Consider the following 17,745-nt stretch of genomic DNA (forward strand, 5'->3'; position numbering starts at 1 on the left):
GCCCCCTGGTTCGCGGCGGGTCACGCCCGGGGAACATCTCAGGTGACATCCGGGCACGCCGGTGAGACGACGGGGGGCCGTGTGCGTACCACGGGCATGGGCAGAGCGATCGCGGCGGCACTCGCCGTACTGGCCGCGCTGACCGGCTGTACCGTGCAGCCGCAGAACGGCGACGGGAAGCGCGGCTCGCCGGTGCACATCGAGATCCCCGGCGGCACCCCGTCCCCGGCCCGCACGCCCGGCGGCAGCGGCACCGCACCCGCCCCACCCGGTGACGACAAGCCCCGCGCCGCGCCCCGCGTGCTGTGGTCCCGCGGGGACACCGGCCGGGACGTCCGCGAACTCCAGGCCCGGCTGCGGCAGGTCGCCTGGCTCTTCGACGGGCCGACCGGGACGTACGACGAGCAGACGGAGCAGGCGGTCAGCGGCTTCCAGGGCAAGCGCGGGCTGCCCCGCACCGGGGAGACCGACACCGTCACCTGGCAGCGGCTGCTGGGGATGACCCGCGAGCCGGGCAGGTGGGACCTGTATCTGATGGGCGGGCAGCCGGCCGACCCGCCGGACCCGCGCTGCACGACCGGCCGGGTGCTGTGCGTCGACAAGACCAGCAGGACCCTGCGCTGGATGATCGACGGGCGGACCGTGTCGACGATGGCGGTCCGCTTCGGCTCGCAGTACACACCGACCCGGGAGGGCGTCTTCTCCGTCTACTGGAAGTCCCGCGACCACGTCTCGACGCTCTACGACTCCCCCATGCCCTACGCGATGTTCTTCAGCGGCGGCCAGGCCGTGCACTACTCGGCCGACTTCGCCGCCCGGGGCTACGCGGGCGCCTCGCACGGCTGCGTCAACGTCCGGGACGAGGCGGCGATCGCCGGCCTGTACGCGCAGGTCCGCAACGGCGACAAGGTCGTCGTGTCCCGCTGAGTTAAGGGGAGAGAAGCTGGGGCGCGGGCGGGACCGGGGGAACGTGTCCCGCCCGCGCTCAGGTGCACGAGCCGTAGGTACGGGGGGAACCCCGGCTCCGTGCGACGGCCGATGACCAGTCGGCTCACTCATTACTGCGCCGGGGCGGTCGAAAACGTCACACCCTCGGCCAGGAAATTTCCACGGGGGACGAAACCGCAGGTCGGAGCGGTGCGAGAGAGCGCGGGGACCGGCCGCGGTCCCCATCGTCCTCGTCGCCGGCCTGCTTCTCGGCCCGCTCGCCGGCCGTCCGCTCGGCCTGGTCCTGCTTCCGGTCCTGACGCGGCTCCGGCTGCCCGTCGCCGTCCGTGTTCTTCTCCTTGTTCTTGTTCTTGTTCTTTTGCCCGTCCGTGTCCGACCGCTTGTCGTTCCGCTCCGTCGAGCGGGGGCCGGCCGTGGAGAGGACGCCCTCGCAGTACCCCCACACCCGGGTGCCGCCCGCCGCGTCCCGCAGGGCGCGCTTGCGGCCGGCGTCCAGCCGCTTGCCGTCGCGGAGGTCGCGGCAGGCGGAGGCGATCTCCCGGCGGCTGTCGCCGGGGCGGTCCCCCCGGTCGCCGGCGTCGGGCTTCGGGGAGGCGTCGTCGCGTGCCTCGCCCCGCCCGGAGCCGCCGGTGCCGCCGGTCGAGGTGCCGTCCTGGGTGTCGTCCGGGGCGCCGTCGCCGGGGGTGGACCCGCCCTGCCCGCCGTCGCTCGGCGAGGGCGACATCAGCGGGCGCTCGTGAGGAGTGACCGCGGCCGAGACCGAGGCGCCGGGCTCGGGCTCCTCGCCGCCGAACGGTGCCCTCAGCACTCCGGTTCCGGCCGCGACGGCGACTCCGCCGACCATGCCGACGGCCAGGGCGGCGGCCACCGCGAGGCGCGCGGGACGGGCCCAGCGAGGTCGCCGGACAGCGCCGGAGACGCGGCCGCGCGCGGTTCCGATCCGGACCACCCCGGCGTCGGAGACCTCGCCGGAAGCCTGCGCTCCGGGGTCCGCGGGGGTCGCGCCGGCGTCGGCGCGTTCCGCGCGCGCCTTGCGGAAAGCGGCCAGGGCCGCGGCCTCACCGGGGAGTTCCTCGCTGGTCGGCGGGGGTGAGGCGGACAGCGCGCCGAGCGTCCTGGCGAGCCGTTCGGCCTCGCCGCGGGCGGCGCCGTCGACAGCTTCGGGTGGCTCTCCGCTCAGCAAACGCTCCGCCGTTTCGCGGTCCAGCCACCTGTACTGCTCGTCGGCCATCACACATCCTTCTGCGTCCGCGCAACGCTGTGCGTCACACCTGCGGACGTCACCGCACCGCCGCGCGGTTCTCGCTGGGGCGGCAGGGCATCGAGCACACCGGCCGATTCCGGATCGGCCTGCGGGTTGTCGCCGAGCAGCTCGGCGAGCCGCTTCAGGCCCCGGTGCGCCGCCGTGCGGACAGCGCCGGGGCGCTTGCCGAGGGTCTCGGCGGCGGTCTTCGCGTCGAGGCCCACGACCACGCGCAGCACGACCGCCTCGGCCTGGTCCTGCGGCAGCCGGGCTATCAGGGAGAACGTACCGTCCGTGGCGAGCGCCTCGATGGCCTCGCCGGCCGTGTCGCACTCGGCGGCCCGGCCGGTCAGTTCGGTCTCGTCACCACCGATCGCGGGGCGGCGCCCGCGCATGCGTATGTGGTCCAGCGCGCGGTTGCGGGCGATCCGGGCGGCCCAGCCGCGGAAGCGGTCCGCGTCGCCGGTGAACCGCTCCAGGTCCCGGGCTATCTGCAGCCAGGTCTCGGACGTCACGTCCTCGGCGTCGGGGTCGCCGACCAGCGTCCGTACGTATCCGAGCAGCCGTGGGTGCACGGTGCGGTACACAGTCCGGAACGCGGTCTCATCTCCGTCCTGTGCCGCACGCACCGCGGCGGTCAGCTCCGCGTCGTCCCCCAGCACCGCGCGCCCTTCTGCGCCTGAGCCGGCGCCGCTCTCGCGGACCGGGTTCTCGCCGTCGTGGTTGCTCAATTGGTGGTTGCGGTTCGCAAGCCGCAGGTGGTTGCGGTGGTCTTGCCGCCTCCGCTCTGGCGCGAAAGGCACGTTACGACCTGAAACCACTCCCCGTCCATGTCCGCCCAGGATGCAACTAAGCCGTGACACGGTGGGGTGTGACAGAAAACGCACACCGGGCGCTGTAGGTAGTACGGGCCGCCGCGCGGCCCGTACCGCGCGACGGCCGGGGCCTCTCCTGTGGGGGGTGGCGGCCCCGGCCGTCTCCGGCACATCGCCTGACTTGGGGCGATGCCGGATACATGCCGGCGAGTGTCGCTCACGTGCTCCTCTTCCCGGGATGCTGGGGTGTCGTGGTGCGGCGGTGTTCGACTACGGCGATGAGGGCGAGCGTCACCGCGATCACCGCACTGACCGTCATCACGGGCGTGAGGAAGCCGGGGACGGCCGCCGCGTACGAACTACCTGACGACATGCGGCAGTCGAGGGCCGGCGGCAGGTAGGACACGCTGTAGCCGCTCACCTGCCCGTACAGCGCGGGGTTGGCGTCCTGGCAGGCCTGGGCGGTGCCGCTCTCGTCGAGGAAGAGCGCGATCAGGCCCCAGGCGTAGGCGACCGCGGCGAGGGCTCCGGCGAGCGCGCCGCCGCCGCGTGCCACGGCCCCCGGGCCGCCCCTGCCGATCGCCGGGAAGCCGTATCCGACGAGACCGAAGGCGGTCACGGCGGCGACGACGATGCCGATCAGCAGAGGCAGGGCGGCGGGATACGAAGAGGTCATGGCGACCACCTCACCCGCCGACGAGCTGCCGGGCAAGGCCGGGCAAGGTTGTCGTACATCTCGAAGATCTCGTTTCGGACGCGCGCTTGCGGGCTACTGCTGCCCCGCGGAGCCGCCGGTGCCGGCTCCGCGCTACGGACGACGGCTGTCGGGCTGGGCGGGCTTGCCCTGGGATCCGGACGACGAACCACCGTCGGCGGCGCTGTCGCCGCCGCTCCGCGCGGCGCCCGAGCCATTGTCCGCGGCGCCGGAACCGTTCTCCGCGTTGCCCGCGCCGGTGTCCCCATTGCCGGAGCCGTTGCCGGAGGTGTTACCGGAGTTGTTGTTGGAGGCGTTTCCTGAGCCGGCGGAACCCGGGGCCCCCGCGCTCTTCCCGGGTTGGGGGGTGGCACCGGGCTTCGCCTCGGACCGGGCCAGTTGCTCGGCGCAGTACGCCGTGACGTTCCTCTCGCCGCCCGCGGCCTCGACGAGGCGCTGCCAGGCCGTCGCGTCCATGGCCCTGCCCCGGCCGTCGACCCGCTCGTAGGCGCGGCAGTGGGCCTCGGTGTCCCGGGAGGGCGCGGGGTGGTCCGGGCGCGCGGAGGGGGAGCCGGACGCGGCGTCGGTGGGCTCGCCCGCCGAGGCGCCGGGGGCGCCGGGGGCGCGGGTGGTGGCGGGCGGGCGGCCGCGGTCGTCGCCCCCGTCCGAGGATCCGGCCGAGCCGATCGCCGCGACCGCGACACCGCCCAGCGTGAGACTGGCGAGCAGCACGGAGAGCGTGGCCTTCAGCGAACGCCCGGGATGCCACCGCTCGCGGGGCCGCCAGTCGTCCCGGCGGCGGGTGCGGGCCCGGTGCGGACCGGCGTCCCGGGCGGCCCGGAACGCGGCCACGGCCCGCTGCTCGGCCTCGGCGTCGATCCCGTCCCGGATGAGGGCGGCGGCGAGCAGCGCCTCCAGTGCGGCGTCGTCGATGCCGGGCCGGGACCCGAGGAGGCCCGGGCCGCCGAGGCCGGCCGCGCCGCGGTGGCCGGGCAGCCGGCCGTCGGCGTCCCGTGCCGCCCGGTCGCCGTACGCGGAACCTCCGGGGTGCACACGCCGACGGCCGGGGACCTCGCCGCCGCTCTGATGTTCACCCATGTCCGGTTCCGTCCCTGCTCGATCCACATGCCCCGCATGGCCCGCCGTGTTGCCACGACCCGGCCGGCCGGCCCGGCGTTCCGGGGCCGATCCATACGTTCCGCTCGTGCGCCCCGTTCAGGGCACCGGCCCCGGGGAGCCCGCCCGGCCCGCCGCCGTCGTTCACTTTGACTCCCCCAGCGTCCGTGGAGCCTCATCCGTCACACCTTCGGCGCCCAGCTGGGCGGCGAGGCGTTTCAGTCCCCGGTACGCGGCCGTCCGTACGGCACCCGGCCGCTTGCCGAGGACGCGGGCCGCGGCGGGTCCGTCGAGGCCCACCACGACCCGGAGCAGCACGGCCTCGGCCTGGTCCTGCGGCAGGCCGCTGACCAGCCGGAGTGCGTACTCGGTGGAGATGGCCTCCAGCGCCTGGTCGTGGGTGCTCTGCGGCCCGGGCAGGTCCAGGACGTCCTGCTCCAGCGTCGACGACTTCGGCCGTACCCGCCGGCGGCGCAGATGGTCCAGCGCCCGGTGCCGGGCGATGGTCGCCGTCCAGCCGCGGAAGCCGGCCCCGTCGCCCTTGAACCGCCCCAGGTCCCGGGCGATCTCCAGCCAGGCGTCGGAGGCCACGTCCTCCGCGTCCTCGCCGACCAGTCCGCGCAGGTAGCCCAGCAGCCCGGGCTGCACGATCCGGTAGGCGACCGCGAAGGCTGCCTCGTCGCCGTTCTGGGCCCGCGCGACGGCCGCGCCCAGTTCCCCGTCGTGCGCCTGCGCGCGCCGGGATTCCCCTCCCTGGCCCAAGAACCGTCCTCGTTCGTACCGAGTGCGCGGTGGACCGCTCCGACCGGAACACCCCGGATGTCCGGGATGTCCTGCCCGGTGCGCCCGCACCGCGGGGGACGCGTCCGTGCCACGTCCTCCATGGTCATCAGCGTCGGGCCGCCGAGAAGTGTCACAGCGGGCGGGAGATCGCCTCCGAGCACGGCCCGCCCGGTTCGCATTCCGCACAGCAGCGGCACGACCGCGTGACGTCTGGCCATAGCTGTGCGCTGAGTGAGTGGCAGCTGTGACAGCAGGTGCCGATGTGTCCATTTCAGGGGTGGGGTCTTGAGTCCTCGGAGCACGCGCGCGTACAAACCGCTCAGTCTGAAGAGACAGGCGTGGCTGACGGTCGGTGCCGTCGTCCTGAGCGGAGCGGGGGTGGTCACCTACGCGACGGCCGATCCGCCGGGCGGATCCGACGGCGGGTCCCAGAGCCGCAAGCCGTCCGTCCACACTGTGAAGCTCAAGGACAAGGGATCCGGGCGCAAGGGGCTGGCCAAGCAGGACACGGACCGGTTCAGCGCGGTGCTGGTGACCTGGGACGACCCCGACGCCCGGGTCCGGGGCACGGCCGAGGTGCGGACCAGGGGTCTGGAGAGCCGGCGGTGGTCCGGCTGGCAGAAGCTGTCGGCCGAGCCGGGCCAGGCGGACGGCGCGGAGCGCGAGCGGGCCGCACTGCGCGGCGGCACCGAGTCCCTGTGGACCGGCGACGCGGACGGTGTCGAGGTGCGCGTCGTGAACGCGGACGGCACGGAGGCGGGCGGCCAGCCCGCCGGCATGGACGTGAAGCTGCTCGACCCCGGCACCGACCCGAAGGGCGGCATCCGGCCCGCGGCGTACGCCGAGGAGACCCCTGTCCCTGCGACGACCGAGCCGACGGCCCCCACCGAGAGCGCCACGCCGACCGAGACCGCAGCTCCCCCCGGGACGCCCGCCCCGACCGGCACTCCCAGCGACACGGCCTCCCCCACCGCATCCACCTCCCCCTCCCCGACCTCCACGGTCCCCGCGCCCCGCCCCTCCACGGTCGTCAGGCCGCCGGTCATCACGCAGGCCGAATGGGGCGCCTCCACGGACTACGACGGCACACCGGCCTACGGCACCCAGATCAAGGCCGCCGTCATCCACCACACCGGCATGGACAGCGACAACACCCTGTCCTGCGGCCAGTCCCGCGCCCGGCTGCGCTCCATCCAGCAGGAGCACTTCGCGCGCGGCTACTACGACATCGGCTACAACTTCCTCGTCGACAGGTGCGGCCAGATCTTCGAGGGCCGCAGCGGCGGCATGGACCTGCCGGTGACGGGCGCGCACGACGTCGGCTTCAACACCGACACGGTCGGCATCTCCTACCTGGGCAACTTCGAGACGGCCCAGCCGAGCCGCGCCGCGCTCGACGCGATGGCGCGGATCGTCGCCTGGAAGTTCGGGATGTACGGCATCGACCCGACCGGCAAGGTGACCCTGACCTCCGGTGTGGACCAGAACGTCGACGGCAACAAGATCCCCAAGGGCCAGTCGGTCACGCTGCCGCGGGTGTTCGGACACAAGGACACCAACTACACCGCCTGCCCGGGCAAGAACCTCTACCCGAAGCTCTCCCAGCTCGCCTCGCTCGCCAAGACCCCGGGCATCTCGCACGCCCTGGCCACCTCGGACTACAACCGCGACGGCATCAGCGACCTCGTCGCGGGCACGCCCAGGGTGTCCGGCGGCGTCGGCACCCTGACCGTCGTCCCGGGCGGCATCGACGGCCCGGTCACCTCCGCGAGGCGCACCCTCACCCAGAACAGCTCCGGCGTCCCCGGCACCTCCGAGGGCGGCGACAACTTCGGCACCTCGACGGCGTGGGGCGACGTGAACGGCGACGGCTACGCCGACCTGGCCGTGGGCGCTCCCGGCGAGGACGACACCAGCGGCCACGCCGACCGCGGCGCGGTCACGGTCCTGTACGGCCCCGGCCTCGACTCGGGCTTCTCCTACAGCACGTCCGGCGTCACCTCCACCGGTGCGAAGCTCGGCTCCACCGTCGCCGTCGGCGACTTCAACGGCGACGGCAGGGCGGATGTCTTCTCCGCCGGCACCGGCAAGGGCGGCAACTGGAACGCCCGGCTGACCGGCGGCGCCACCGGGTACGGCACGCTCACCACGGCCACCGGGTCCGTGTCCTTCCTCGACGCCGCGGCCGGCGACTTCAACCGGGACGGCTACGCGGACATCGCCCTCAACTACCGCGACACCGGCGGCATCGGCCGCGTGGTCCGCTTCGCGGGCTCGGCGACCGGCCTGACCAAGGCGGGCGTCCTCTCCGTCAAGGGCGGCCGGTCCCTCGCGGCCGGTGACGTCAACGGCAACGGCTACGACGACATCGTCATCGGCCAGCCGTACGCCTCCGAGTCGGGCGGCTCCGCCGCCGGCCAGGTCACCATGCTCCTGGGCACCTCCACCGGATTCACCACGACCGGCATGAGGGTCGTCCACCAGGACACGGCGTACGTGCCCGGCGGCAACGAGTCCGGCGACGCCTTCGGCAGCTCCGTCTCGGTCGGCGACCACAACGCCGACGGCTACGCGGACGCACTCGTGGGCGTCCCGAACGAGGACTGGCCGCGCGACGGTGCGAACCAGGTCAACGCGGGCAACGCGGTCCTGCTGAAGGGCACCTCCTCGGGTCTCACCGGCTCCGGCTCGATCGCCGTCTCGCAGGACACCTCCGGCGTCCCGGGGGTCTCCGAGAGCGGGGACATCATGGGCTCGGCGGTGTCGCTGACGGACCTGTCCGGCTACGGGCGCGCGGACCTGACGTTCGGCGCGGCGGGCGAGGACGGCACGGACGGCATCCTGCTGCACCTGCCGAGCAACAGCACCGGCCTCGGCTACGCCGACTCGGTCATCTTCAGCAAGTCCACGCTGGGCACGCCGACGGACGCCCAGCTGGGCCAGACGCTGACGCCGTGACGACTCGTCAGCGCGGTTGAGAACAGGGGCCCCGTGCACCGCGCGGGGCCCCTGCCGCGTCCCGCGGGCCGTCCTCCGTTCGCCGGATTTCTCCGGCCGGGCGAACGGACGGCTCGGCGGGCGGGAATGACGATCACGACATTTCGCCGCCCCGCACGTGGACCGGAAACGAGCACCGAATGACACGCCTTCTGCTGCGCACCGCCGTCGCCACGGCCCTGGCCCTCGGCGCCCTCGGCCCCGCCGGACCGGCCCTGGCCTCCTCCTCCGACGGAGTGCACACCCTCCGGGTGCCGGGCGGTGATCCGCACGAGCGGTCCCTCGCGCCGCGCACCACCGAGCCGTTCAGCATGGTCGGGATCACCTGGGACGACCCGGACGCGGCCCTCGACGGCACCGCGCAGGTGCGCACCCGCTCCCGCGCGAGCGGCGAGTGGAGCGCGTGGCGGGCCCTGGACACCGACGTGCGGACGCCCGAGACCGGCCCCGACCGCCACCGCGCCGGAGTGCGCGGCGGCACCCAGCCGTTGTGGACCGGGCCCTCGGACGGCGTCCAGGTGCGCGTCGCGGGCTCGCGGCTGCCCGCCGGACTGCGCGTCGACCTGGTCGACCCCGAGAGCGGGCCGGACGGCGTGCACACCGAGGTCGTCGAACCGGACGTCGTCGCACCGGCCGCCGGAGCGCCCGCCGCCGACCGTCCCGCCGTGACGCCCCGTTCCGCCTGGGGCGCCGACGAGTCCCTGGTCAAGGACCCGCCCACCTACACCACCGACACCCAGGCGATGTTCGTCCACCACACCGCGGGCACCAACGACTACGCCTGCGAGGAGTCGGCGTCGATCGTGCGCGGCGTTTTCCTCTACCACGTGCGGAGCAACGGCTGGAACGACATCGGCTACCACTTCCTCGTCGACAAGTGCGGCACGGTCTTCGAGGGCCGCGCGGGCGGCATCGACAAGCCCGTCCTCGGCGCGCACACCTACGGGTTCAACACCGCCACCAGCAGCATCTCGGTGCTCGGCGACTACACGACGGCCACCACCAGCACCGCGGCGCGCGAGTCGGTCGCCAAGGTCGCGGCCTGGAAGCTCGGCCTGTACGGCCTCGACCCGACCGGGACGACCGTGCTGACCGCCGGTGCCGACAACGGCAAGTACAAGCTGGGCCAGAAGGTCACGCTGCACCGCATCTCCGGCCACCGCGACGGCTACCCGACCGCCTGCCCCGGCCAGCACCTCTACGACGACCTGCCCGAGATCCGCGCCCTCGCCGGGAACGCCGGCAAGCCCACCGAGCCCGCTTCGGAGCCGAGCGAGCCCTGGACCGAGGGCGTGCTCGGCCGCTGAACCTACCGCCGGGGCGCGGAGTGCACCGCGTCCCGGCACAGCAGCCGCAGCGATCCGTTCCCGGCGTAGCAGCGGCGGGCCTCGTCGATCGGGTCCCACAGGCGCCCGTCGGGGGTGCGGATCCAGTGGTCGCCGCCGCTCGCCCACCACTCGGCCCCGGTCTGACGTGCCATCACCTCACCGGCGTAGGCGCCGAAGCCACGCAGCACCTCCTCCACGGCCGCCAACGGCGCCCCCTCCCCCCGTATCCCCTCGATCATCCGGTCGATGCTCCACAGGCTCTGCGCCGAGTAGTCGAGGCGCAGCCGTGCTCCCTCGCGCATCGTCGCCACCGCGTCCGCCGCCCACCGCAGCGGCTTCGCCGCCGCCGACGGCCTGGTCTCCGCTCGAGTCGTCACACCCTGAAGAGCGCTGTGGCGAAGCGTTTCGTCACCCGGATCCGGGGGCTTCCCGCAACCCGCGCAGGACCGCCCCACCTCGCTCAAGGGACGGTCACAAGACCCTTCCAGGAAACGGGGTTTGGGCCGGTCAGAGGCGTCGGCTGTCCCGTTTTCAGCCCTGTTTCCGGATTCGGCGCGACACCACCGCGCGCAGCACCCGCCGCCCCTCCGTCGACACTTCCAGGGCCCGGCGCAGCCCGGCCGAGCCGTGCCCGGCGAGGACCTCCAGGACGACGATCTGGCGACGCAGTTCCGCGGCGACGAGCGGCGACATGCCCTCCGTACGCCCCTCGCGGCGCGCGGCGACGGACGAGGCCTCGTCCTCGGCGGTGTCGAGGAGGCGGTGGATCTGGAGGGAGGCGACGGAGCAGGCGTCGGCCCACAACCGCACCTCGGCGGCGGCCCACCCGGCGGGAGCGGCCTCGAGCATGCGGTGGGCGAGCAGGGCCGCCTCGTCCTCGGCGCCCGCGACGTCCAGCTTCCCGCGCGCCTGCTCCAGCCGTTCGCCCCACTCACCGGCGCCGGCGCCGTCGGTGAGGCTCGCCCACAGGGGGCGCAGGATCTCGTCGTCGCCGCCCAGCAGGGGCACACACCGATCCAAACAGGCCAGCCCGCTCGCGGCCAGCCCGCGTTCGTCGGCCTGTGCGATCAACTCCACCAGGCTCATCCACGCCTCCCTCCGCGGGCCTTCTTCAGGGGCCCACCAGGCCGCTGCCAGCCCTCACCCCTCACGGAACCCGCACTTCCCCTTACTGCGTGCGACGGCCCCGGAGTGTCACAGGGGCACCACGCCCAGTCTGTCGAGGAAGCGGAACAAGAGGTTTTCGGCCAGGGGATCGGGGTCTGAAGTCAGTACGTCCACCAGGGCGTCGGCGTTCACCTCGTGCCCGGCCTCGGCGGCCCAGCGGACGGCTCGCTCGGCGGCGTCGCCGGGTTCCAGGAAGTAGTCCTCCAGCGTGAGGCCCTCGCGGTCGGCCCCGAGATACCCGGCCATGGCGGCCCGCCCGAGGCAGGTCGTCCACGCCCCGCTCTCAGGCGCCGCCGCCTCCAGCACGACGCACTCGCTGTTCATGACGTAGCCGAAGAGCGCGGGCGCCCCGGTCTCCCGGGCGAGGACGTTCATGTTCCCGATGTCGCCGTCGCCGCTCGGGTACTCCCAGAGCTGCCACCCGCCCGGCGCCGCCTCACGCCGCGTCAGGCCGCCCCCGGCCCCCGCCAGCGCGTCCAGCTCGGCGAGCGGCCGCTCCCCCCGGCCCACGACGAAGTATCCCCAGTAACCCATGTCCCGGTTCCCCCCGGCATATTCGATTCGGCTCCCGTCAGAAGACCACCACAGCCGTACGGGAGTGCGCAGCCGTATGGGCCAACGCGTACCGGGTCAGCCGAGCCTGTCCGCCAGTGCCCGGAACTCCGCCCAGGACAGCTCGGGCCGGTCGGGGTCCCACAGCTTCTGGACGGTCGCCCGCAGCGGCATCCGGATCCCGGCCGCCACCTGGTCCTGCGTCTGGGAGTTCGCGAGGTCGCACCAGACGGCGAAGGACCCGCCGAGGATCTGCCCGTCGTAGCGCTCCGGCACGGCCGCGGTGCCGCGCAGCACCCGCGGTGTCCACTGCTCGTAGATCCGCTGCCCCGTCGGGTAGACGAAGGTCTGCGGCTCGCCGAGCACGTAGTACAGGAACTCGTCGTTGTAGTTGATCACCTTGCGGCCCGCGCTCAGGTACTCCGCGGGCTGCCGGGCGCCGATCTCCTTGCCGGTCCAGTAAGCGACCTGGATGTCCTTGTCTGCCTGGACGGACCCGCCGCGGAAGAAGCCGTCGTTCCACGCGCGCGGGGTGCGCTGGTGCTCGCGGACGGTGGCGGCCCGGTCGTTGAGCCAGCCGGTGGCGAGGTCGGCGACCGTCGCGCCGGAGCCGTACTTCTCCCGGGCGGCCGCGGCCAGCTGCGGGAACGACGCCTCCGGGTTCGAGCGGGTCAGCGCCTGGTACTCGTCGCCGCCGAGGTGCCAGGACCCGCCGGGGAAGAGGTCCGCGTACTCGTTCAGCAGGTCGTCGACGATCTCGGCGCTCTCGGGCTTGGAGATGTCGATGGCGCCCTGCACCGGCGACCCCTGCGCGCTGCGCAGCTGGAGGTCGGGGTGGGCGTCCAGGACCGCGCCGAGGTGCCCGGGCGAGTCGATCTCGGGCACGACGGTGATGTGCCGGCTCTCCGCGAGGTCGACGATCCTGCGCACCTGCGCCTTGGTCAGGTGCTGCTGGGACACGACCTCAGGATGGGTGTCGGAGGCGATCCGGAACCCCTGGTCGTCGGAGAAGTGCAGCCCCAGCTGGTTGAACTTCAGATCGCCCAGTTCCCGGATCCGGTCCTCGATCCAGCCGGCCGTGAAGTTCTTGCGCGCGATGTCCAGCATCAACCCGCGCTGCGCCTTGGCCGGCTCGTCCCGCACCACGCCCTCGGGCGCCGTCCCGCCGTCGTGCGCCTCCTGCTTGAGCGTGCGGGTGCCGTAGAAGACGCCCGCGTCGGCGGGCCCGCTGATCTCGACGCGCCCGTCGCGCACGGTCATGACGTACGACTCCGGGTTCGCGCCCTTGTCGTCGTTCAGGCTCAGCCGCAGGTCCCCGGCCCGCTTGTCGCTCTTCTCGCCCTGGTACGTCAGCCCCAGCTCACCGGCGATCAGCCGCCCCTCGTCGGCCAGCGCCGGGTCGTCCACGACCACGCGGTTGCCCTTCTCGGGCCGCCAGCCCGGGCCGCGCGCCGGGGTGTGGTCGCGCACGGCGGGGATGGTGCGGGGCGCCTCGGACAGGGGATACGAGCGGGTCGGACTCGGGCTGGGGCTCGTGCCCGGCTCGGTGGGCGCGGCCGCGACCCCGCCCCGGGAGGCTCTGGCCTCCGGCCCGGTGGCGCCGCCCTCACCGCCCGAGGCCGCCCAGAGCCCGAGACTCACCCCGGCGGCGATCACGACCAGGGCTACCGCCATGGCCACGACCAGCAACTGCCGCTGCTTTCCCTGCTTCGCCGGAACCCGGCGCCTGTGCTGACTCACATCGCCAACCTAAGACCCGCCCTCGCCCGGCGCGCGTCCACCACGCGTGCGAAAACTCTCTCTCCCGGGTGAAATTCGGGCATCCGTCGGACACGTCATGGTCGTACTCGATAGCGTGACGTCACAACTCTCACAACATGCCCTGCCGACACACGTGACGCCCACGAGGACCCACGCTGCCTGCGCACCGTCTCCCAGACCTCCCCGGCCGACTCGGCATACCGGTGGAGCACTTCAACACAGCCTCCGCCGAGGATCTGGAGCAGACGCTCCTCAGCTGCCTCCGCAGCCCGCGCTGGGCCGGGCGTGTCGCGGAGCACCGCCCCTACCCGGACCTCGAGTCCCTGCTCGCCGCCGCGGACGAGGCGGCCTACGACCTGACCTGGGCCGACCTGACCGAGGCCCTGGCCGCCGAGCCCCTACCCACGCTCCCGCCGGGCACCTACTCCGCGGCCCACACAGCCCTCAGCGCGGCCCAAGCCGCCTACGAGGCCCGTTTCGGACACGTGTTCGTCATCTGCCTGGACGGCGTGGCCCCGGACGAGGTCCTCGACCGCATCCTGGAAGCCATCCGGTCACGATTGACGAACGATCCGGAAGAGGAGCGGGCCGTGACGGCGGACGAACTCCGGCACCTCGCGAGGGGGCGTCTGCTGACCGCCCTCAGGGGCGCGGGGAACTGCGCGATCAACCACTGACGGCCCGCACCCGGCAGTCCAGGCGGCACCCCCACACCCCTTGGCCGCGCTAACCCACCTGTACCCCTTTGCATGCCAGTTTGATCACACCCTGGGACCCCGGCGCAGCCCGGCGGCAGCGCCTCGCTACGATGCTGGGGGCCGGTGGACCGTACCCGGCCGGGCCCGACCGACACACCAAGCCGGCGCGGCCCCAATCCCCGCTCCCGGAGGAAACTTCCGTGCCGGCTGGAACGCTGTACCGCGGCCGGGAAGGAATGTGGTCCTGGGTGGCTCACCGAGTCACCGGCGTCCTCATTTTCTTCTTCCTGTTCGTTCACGTGCTGGACACCGCACTCGTCCGTGTGTCGCCCGAGGCCTACGACAAGGTCGTGGCCACGTACAAGACGCCGATCGTCGCGCTGCTGGAGTACGGCCTCGTCGCCGCCATCCTCTTCCACGCGCTCAACGGTCTGCGCGTCATCGCCGTCGACTTCTGGATCAAGGGCGCGCGCTACCAGAAGCAGATGCTCTGGACCGTCGTCGCCCTCTGGGTCGTGCTGATGCTCGGGGCGATCTACCCCGTCCTCGGCCACGCCGCTCGTGAACTGTTCGGGAGCTGACGCCAATGTCCACGACTGAGAAGACCGCTGCGGGCGTCGGCCCCGTCGAGGGCGGCGCCGTCTACACCGTCGACAACCCGGCGCCCCTCATCGAGGCCCCGCGCAAGCGCACCAAGAAGACCCCGAAGACCACCCGGGGCAACTTCGAGCTGGCCGCCTGGCTGTTCATGCGCCTGTCGGGTGTCGTGCTGGTCGTGCTGGTCCTCGGCCACCTGCTGATCCAGCTCGTGCTGGACGGCGGCGTCTCCAAGATCGGCTTCGCCTTCGTGGCGGGCCGCTGGGCGTCCCCGTTCTGGCAGGTCTGGGACCTGCTGATGCTGTGGCTCGCCATGCTGCACGGCGCCAACGGCCTGCGCACGGTCATCAACGACTACGCGGAGCGCGCGAACACCCGGCTGTGGCTCAAGGGCCTGCTCTACACCGCCACGGTGTTCACCATCCTGCTGGGCACGCTGGTGATCTTCACCTTCGACCCGAACATCCGCTAGGCACGGGGCTGCGAGAATCATGAAGATCCACAAGTACGACACCGTCATCGTCGGCGCCGGTGGCGCCGGTATGCGCGCCGCCATCGAGTCGACGAAGCGCAGCCGCACCGCCGTGCTCACCAAGCTCTACCCCACCCGCTCCCACACGGGCGCCGCGCAGGGCGGCATGGCCGCCGCGCTCGCCAACGTGGAGGAGGACAACTGGGAGTGGCACACCTTCGACACGGTCAAGGGCGGTGACTACCTGGTCGACCAGGACGCCGCCGAGATCCTGGCGAAGGAGGCCATCGACTCCGTCCTCGACCTGGAGAAGATGGGCCTGCCGTTCAACCGCACCCCGAACGGCACGATCGACCAGCGCCGCTTCGGCGGTCACAGCCGCAACCACGGCGAGGCCCCGGTCCGCCGCTCCTGCTACGCGGCCGACCGCACCGGCCACATGATCCTCCAGACGCTGTACCAGAACTGCGTCAAGGAGGGCGTGGAGTTCTTCAACGAGTTCTACGTCCTGGACCAGCTGATCACCGAGGTCGACGGCGTCAAGAAGTCGGCCGGTGTCGTGGCGTACGAGTTGGCGACCGGCGAGATCCACGTCTTCCAGGCGAAGTCCGTGGTCTACGCGTCCGGCGGCTGCGGCAAGTTCTTCAAGGTGACGTCCAACGCGCACACGCTGACCGGCGACGGCCAGGCGGCCGTGTACCGGCGGGGCATCCCGCTGGAGGACATGGAGTTCTTCCAGTTCCACCCGACCGGCATCTGGCGCATGGGCATCCTGCTGACGGAGGGCGCCCGCGGTGAGGGCGGCATCCTCCGCAACAAGGACGGCGAGCGCTTCATGGAGAAGTACGCGCCGGTGATGAAGGACCTCGCGTCCCGTGACGTGGTCTCCCGCTCCATCTACACGGAGATCCGCGAAGGCCGCGGCTGCGGCCCCGAGGGCGACCACGTCTACCTCGACCTGACGCACCTCCCGCCGGAGCAGCTGGACGCCAAGCTGCCTGACATCACGGAGTTCGCCCGTACGTACCTCGGCATCGAGCCGTACACGGACCCGATCCCGATCCAGCCCACCGCGCACTACGCGATGGGCGGCATCCCGACGAACGTCGAGGGCGAGGTCCTGGCGGACAACACCACGGTCGTCCCGGGCCTGTACGCGGCCGGCGAGGTCGCCTGCGTGTCCGTGCACGGCGCCAACCGCCTCGGCACCAACTCGCTGCTGGACATCAACGTCTTCGGCAAGCGCGCGGGCATCGCCGCCGCGGAGTACGCGCAGAAGGCGGACTTCGTCGAGCTGCCGGAGAACCCGGCGGAGCTCGTGCTGGAGCAGGTGGAGCGGCTGCGCAACTCCACCGGCGCCGAGCGGGTGTCGGTCCTGCGGCGCGAGCTGCAGGAGACCATGGACGCCAACGTCATGGTGTTCCGCACCGAGCAGACCATCAAGACGGCGGTCGAGAAGATCGCGGAGCTGCGCGAGCGCTACCGGAACGTGGCGATCCAGGACAAGGGCAAGCGGTTCAACACGGACCTGCTGGAGGCCATCGAGCTGGGCAACCTGCTCGACCTCGCCGAGGTCATGGCGGTCTCCGCGCTCGCCCGCAAGGAGTCCCGCGGCGGTCACTACCGCGAGGACTACCCGAACCGCGACGACGTCAACTTCATGCGGCACACCATGGCGTACCGCGAGGTCGGCGCCGACGGCTCCGAAACCGTCCGTCTCGACTACAAGCCGGTCGTCCAGACCCGCTACCAGCCGATGGAGCGTAAGTACTGATGGCTACCCCTGTTCTGGACAAGGAAGACGCGGCCGGCAAGCCCGAGCCCGGTTTCGCCGACTCCCCCTACATCACGGTCACCTTCCGGGTCCGCCGCTTCAACCCGGAGGTCGCGGCGGATGCCACCTGGGAGGACTTCCAGGTCGAGATCGACCCGAAGGAGCGCGTCCTCGACGCCCTCCACAAGATCAAGTGGGAGCTCGACGGCACGCTGACGTTCCGCCGCTCCTGCGCGCACGGCATCTGCGGCTCGGACGCCATGCGGATCAACGGCAAGAACCGTCTCGCCTGCAAGACGCTGATCAAGGACATCAACCCCGAGAAGCCGATCACGGTCGAGGCCATCAAGGGCCTCACGGTCCTGAAGGACCTGGTCGTGGACATGGAGCCGTTCTTCCAGGCGTACCGGGACGTCATGCCCTTCCTCATCACGAAGGACACGAACGAGCCCACGCGCGAGCGTCTCCAGACCGCCGAGGACCGCGAGCGCTTCGACGACACCACGAAGTGCATCCTCTGCGCGGCCTGCACCACGTCGTGCCCGGTCTTCTGGAACGACGGCCAGTACTTCGGCCCGGCCGCCATCGTCAACGCGCACCGCTTCATCTTCGACTCGCGCGACGAGGCGGGCGAGCAGCGCCTGGAGATCCTCAACGACCGCGACGGCGTGTGGCGCTGCCGCACGACCTTCAACTGCACGGACGCGTGCCCGCGCGGCATCGAGGTCACGAAGGCGATCGCCGAGGTGAAGAGGGCGCTGATCACGCGCCGCTACTGAGGACGTCCCCTTGCCGACGAG

17 protein-coding genes are annotated in these 17,745 nt (G+C 72.4%); 8 read left to right on the forward strand and 9 right to left on the reverse strand.

What is annotated here, in order from left to right:
• Positions 1–96 precede the first annotated feature (96 nt).
• Positions 97–927: a L,D-transpeptidase family protein gene (locus IE255_RS09270; RefSeq protein WP_190050091.1), complete on the forward strand. Its 831-nt coding sequence runs from the start codon at positions 97–99 to the stop codon at positions 925–927.
• A 157-nt stretch (positions 928–1,084) separates the two neighbouring features.
• Here IE255_RS09270 and IE255_RS09275 read toward each other — a convergent pair whose 3' ends face one another.
• The 5 genes from IE255_RS09275 to IE255_RS09295 all read right to left on the reverse strand — a co-directional run bounded on the left by IE255_RS09275 (position 1,085) and on the right by IE255_RS09295 (position 5,578).
• Positions 1,085–2,179 carry a hypothetical protein gene (locus tag IE255_RS09275; protein ID WP_190049706.1) on the reverse strand — a complete coding sequence of 365 codons (1,095 nt, stop codon included), beginning with the start codon at positions 2,177–2,179 and terminating at the stop codon, positions 1,085–1,087.
• Positions 2,179–2,853 (reverse strand): RNA polymerase sigma factor, encoded by a 675-nt coding sequence (locus IE255_RS09280; RefSeq protein ID WP_190050092.1) that lies wholly within the window; start codon positions 2,851–2,853, stop codon positions 2,179–2,181. The genes IE255_RS09275 and IE255_RS09280 overlap by 1 nt, the downstream gene beginning before the upstream one ends.
• Before the next feature lie 370 nt (positions 2,854–3,223).
• Entirely contained in the window at positions 3,224–3,682 is a 459-nt protein-coding gene (locus IE255_RS09285; protein ID WP_190049707.1) for a hypothetical protein, read from the reverse strand.
• Between the two features lie 132 nt (positions 3,683–3,814).
• On the reverse strand, positions 3,815–4,798 hold the full coding sequence (locus IE255_RS09290; RefSeq protein ID WP_190049708.1) for a hypothetical protein: 984 nt from the start codon (positions 4,796–4,798) through the stop codon (positions 3,815–3,817).
• A gap of 162 nt (positions 4,799–4,960) precedes the next feature.
• The gene (locus IE255_RS09295; protein WP_190049709.1) at positions 4,961–5,578 is read right to left on the reverse strand and encodes an RNA polymerase sigma factor; all 618 of its coding nucleotides are present in this window, start codon (positions 5,576–5,578) and stop codon (positions 4,961–4,963) included.
• 306 nt (positions 5,579–5,884) lie between these two features.
• Here IE255_RS09295 and IE255_RS09300 point away from each other — a divergent pair, with 306 nt between their 5' ends.
• Together IE255_RS09300 and IE255_RS09305 are read left to right on the forward strand one after the other, a co-directional pair.
• Complete coding sequence (locus IE255_RS09300; protein ID WP_190049710.1) at positions 5,885–8,557, forward strand: N-acetylmuramoyl-L-alanine amidase; 2,673 nt, start codon at positions 5,885–5,887, stop codon at positions 8,555–8,557.
• Positions 8,558–8,736: 179 nt separating this feature from the next.
• A complete protein-coding gene (locus IE255_RS09305) occupies positions 8,737–9,903 on the forward strand; it encodes an N-acetylmuramoyl-L-alanine amidase (RefSeq protein WP_190049711.1) in 1,167 nt (388 codons plus the stop codon).
• Between the two features lie 2 nt (positions 9,904–9,905).
• On the opposite strand, the gene IE255_RS09310 is transcribed toward IE255_RS09305, so the two are convergent.
• The 4 genes from IE255_RS09310 to IE255_RS09325 form a co-directional block, all read right to left on the reverse strand.
• Entirely contained in the window at positions 9,906–10,301 is a 396-nt protein-coding gene (locus IE255_RS09310; RefSeq protein ID WP_190049712.1) for a hypothetical protein, read from the reverse strand.
• A 154-nt stretch (positions 10,302–10,455) separates the two neighbouring features.
• Positions 10,456–11,010, reverse strand: a complete 555-nt coding sequence (locus tag IE255_RS09315) for a hypothetical protein (protein ID WP_190049713.1) — start codon at positions 11,008–11,010, stop codon at positions 10,456–10,458.
• A gap of 108 nt (positions 11,011–11,118) precedes the next feature.
• Positions 11,119–11,625, reverse strand: coding sequence for a hypothetical protein (locus IE255_RS09320; RefSeq protein WP_190049714.1), 507 nt, complete (start codon positions 11,623–11,625; stop codon positions 11,119–11,121).
• 96 nt (positions 11,626–11,721) lie between these two features.
• The gene (locus tag IE255_RS09325) at positions 11,722–13,317 is read right to left on the reverse strand and encodes a beta-N-acetylhexosaminidase (RefSeq protein WP_190050093.1); all 1,596 of its coding nucleotides are present in this window, start codon (positions 13,315–13,317) and stop codon (positions 11,722–11,724) included.
• Between the two features lie 290 nt (positions 13,318–13,607).
• On the opposite strand from IE255_RS09325, the gene IE255_RS09330 reads away from it, so the two are divergent.
• From IE255_RS09330 to IE255_RS09350, 5 genes are all read left to right on the forward strand, one after another.
• Positions 13,608–14,081: a 2-oxo-4-hydroxy-4-carboxy-5-ureidoimidazoline decarboxylase gene (locus IE255_RS09330; protein WP_190049715.1), complete on the forward strand. Its 474-nt coding sequence runs from the start codon at positions 13,608–13,610 to the stop codon at positions 14,079–14,081.
• 221 nt (positions 14,082–14,302) lie between these two features.
• Positions 14,303–14,683 carry a succinate dehydrogenase, cytochrome b556 subunit gene (gene sdhC / locus IE255_RS09335; RefSeq protein ID WP_037670267.1) on the forward strand — a complete coding sequence of 127 codons (381 nt, stop codon included), beginning with the start codon at positions 14,303–14,305 and terminating at the stop codon, positions 14,681–14,683.
• 5 nt (positions 14,684–14,688) lie between these two features.
• A complete protein-coding gene (locus IE255_RS09340; RefSeq protein ID WP_190049716.1) occupies positions 14,689–15,171 on the forward strand; it encodes a succinate dehydrogenase hydrophobic membrane anchor subunit in 483 nt (160 codons plus the stop codon).
• A 19-nt stretch (positions 15,172–15,190) separates the two neighbouring features.
• A complete protein-coding gene (gene sdhA, locus IE255_RS09345) occupies positions 15,191–16,945 on the forward strand; it encodes a succinate dehydrogenase flavoprotein subunit (RefSeq protein WP_190049717.1) in 1,755 nt (584 codons plus the stop codon).
• Positions 16,945–17,724, forward strand: a complete 780-nt coding sequence (locus IE255_RS09350; protein ID WP_190049718.1) for a succinate dehydrogenase iron-sulfur subunit — start codon at positions 16,945–16,947, stop codon at positions 17,722–17,724. Before sdhA ends, IE255_RS09350 begins: the two co-directional genes overlap by 1 nt.
• The last annotated feature ends 21 nt before the right edge of the window (positions 17,725–17,745 follow it).

The organism is Streptomyces lomondensis (assembly GCF_014651035.1).
In the GTDB taxonomy this organism is placed as follows: Bacteria; Actinomycetota; Actinomycetes; order Streptomycetales; family Streptomycetaceae; genus Streptomyces; species Streptomyces lomondensis.

Excerpts from the sequence above, each read along its gene's own strand:
- IE255_RS09340 (WP_190049716.1), top strand. The coding sequence starts at position 14,689 with ATGTCCACGACTGAGAAGACCGCTGCGGGCGTCGGCCCCGTCGAGGGC.
- IE255_RS09315 (WP_190049713.1), bottom strand. The coding sequence starts at position 11,010 with ATGAGCCTGGTGGAGTTGATCGCACAGGCCGACGAACGCGGGCTGGCC.
- IE255_RS09275 (WP_190049706.1), bottom strand. The coding sequence starts at position 2,179 with ATGGCCGACGAGCAGTACAGGTGGCTGGACCGCGAAACGGCGGAGCGT.
- IE255_RS09325 (WP_190050093.1), bottom strand. The coding sequence starts at position 13,317 with ATGGCGGTAGCCCTGGTCGTGATCGCCGCCGGGGTGAGTCTCGGGCTC.
- IE255_RS09305 (WP_190049711.1), top strand. The coding sequence starts at position 8,737 with ATGACACGCCTTCTGCTGCGCACCGCCGTCGCCACGGCCCTGGCCCTC.
- sdhA (WP_190049717.1), top strand. The coding sequence starts at position 15,191 with ATGAAGATCCACAAGTACGACACCGTCATCGTCGGCGCCGGTGGCGCC.
- IE255_RS09290 (WP_190049708.1), bottom strand. The coding sequence starts at position 4,798 with ATGGGTGAACATCAGAGCGGCGGCGAGGTCCCCGGCCGTCGGCGTGTG.
- IE255_RS09270 (WP_190050091.1), top strand. The coding sequence starts at position 97 with ATGGGCAGAGCGATCGCGGCGGCACTCGCCGTACTGGCCGCGCTGACC.
- IE255_RS09320 (WP_190049714.1), bottom strand. The coding sequence starts at position 11,625 with ATGGGTTACTGGGGATACTTCGTCGTGGGCCGGGGGGAGCGGCCGCTC.
- IE255_RS09350 (WP_190049718.1), top strand. The coding sequence starts at position 16,945 with ATGGCTACCCCTGTTCTGGACAAGGAAGACGCGGCCGGCAAGCCCGAG.
- IE255_RS09285 (WP_190049707.1), bottom strand. The coding sequence starts at position 3,682 with ATGACCTCTTCGTATCCCGCCGCCCTGCCTCTGCTGATCGGCATCGTC.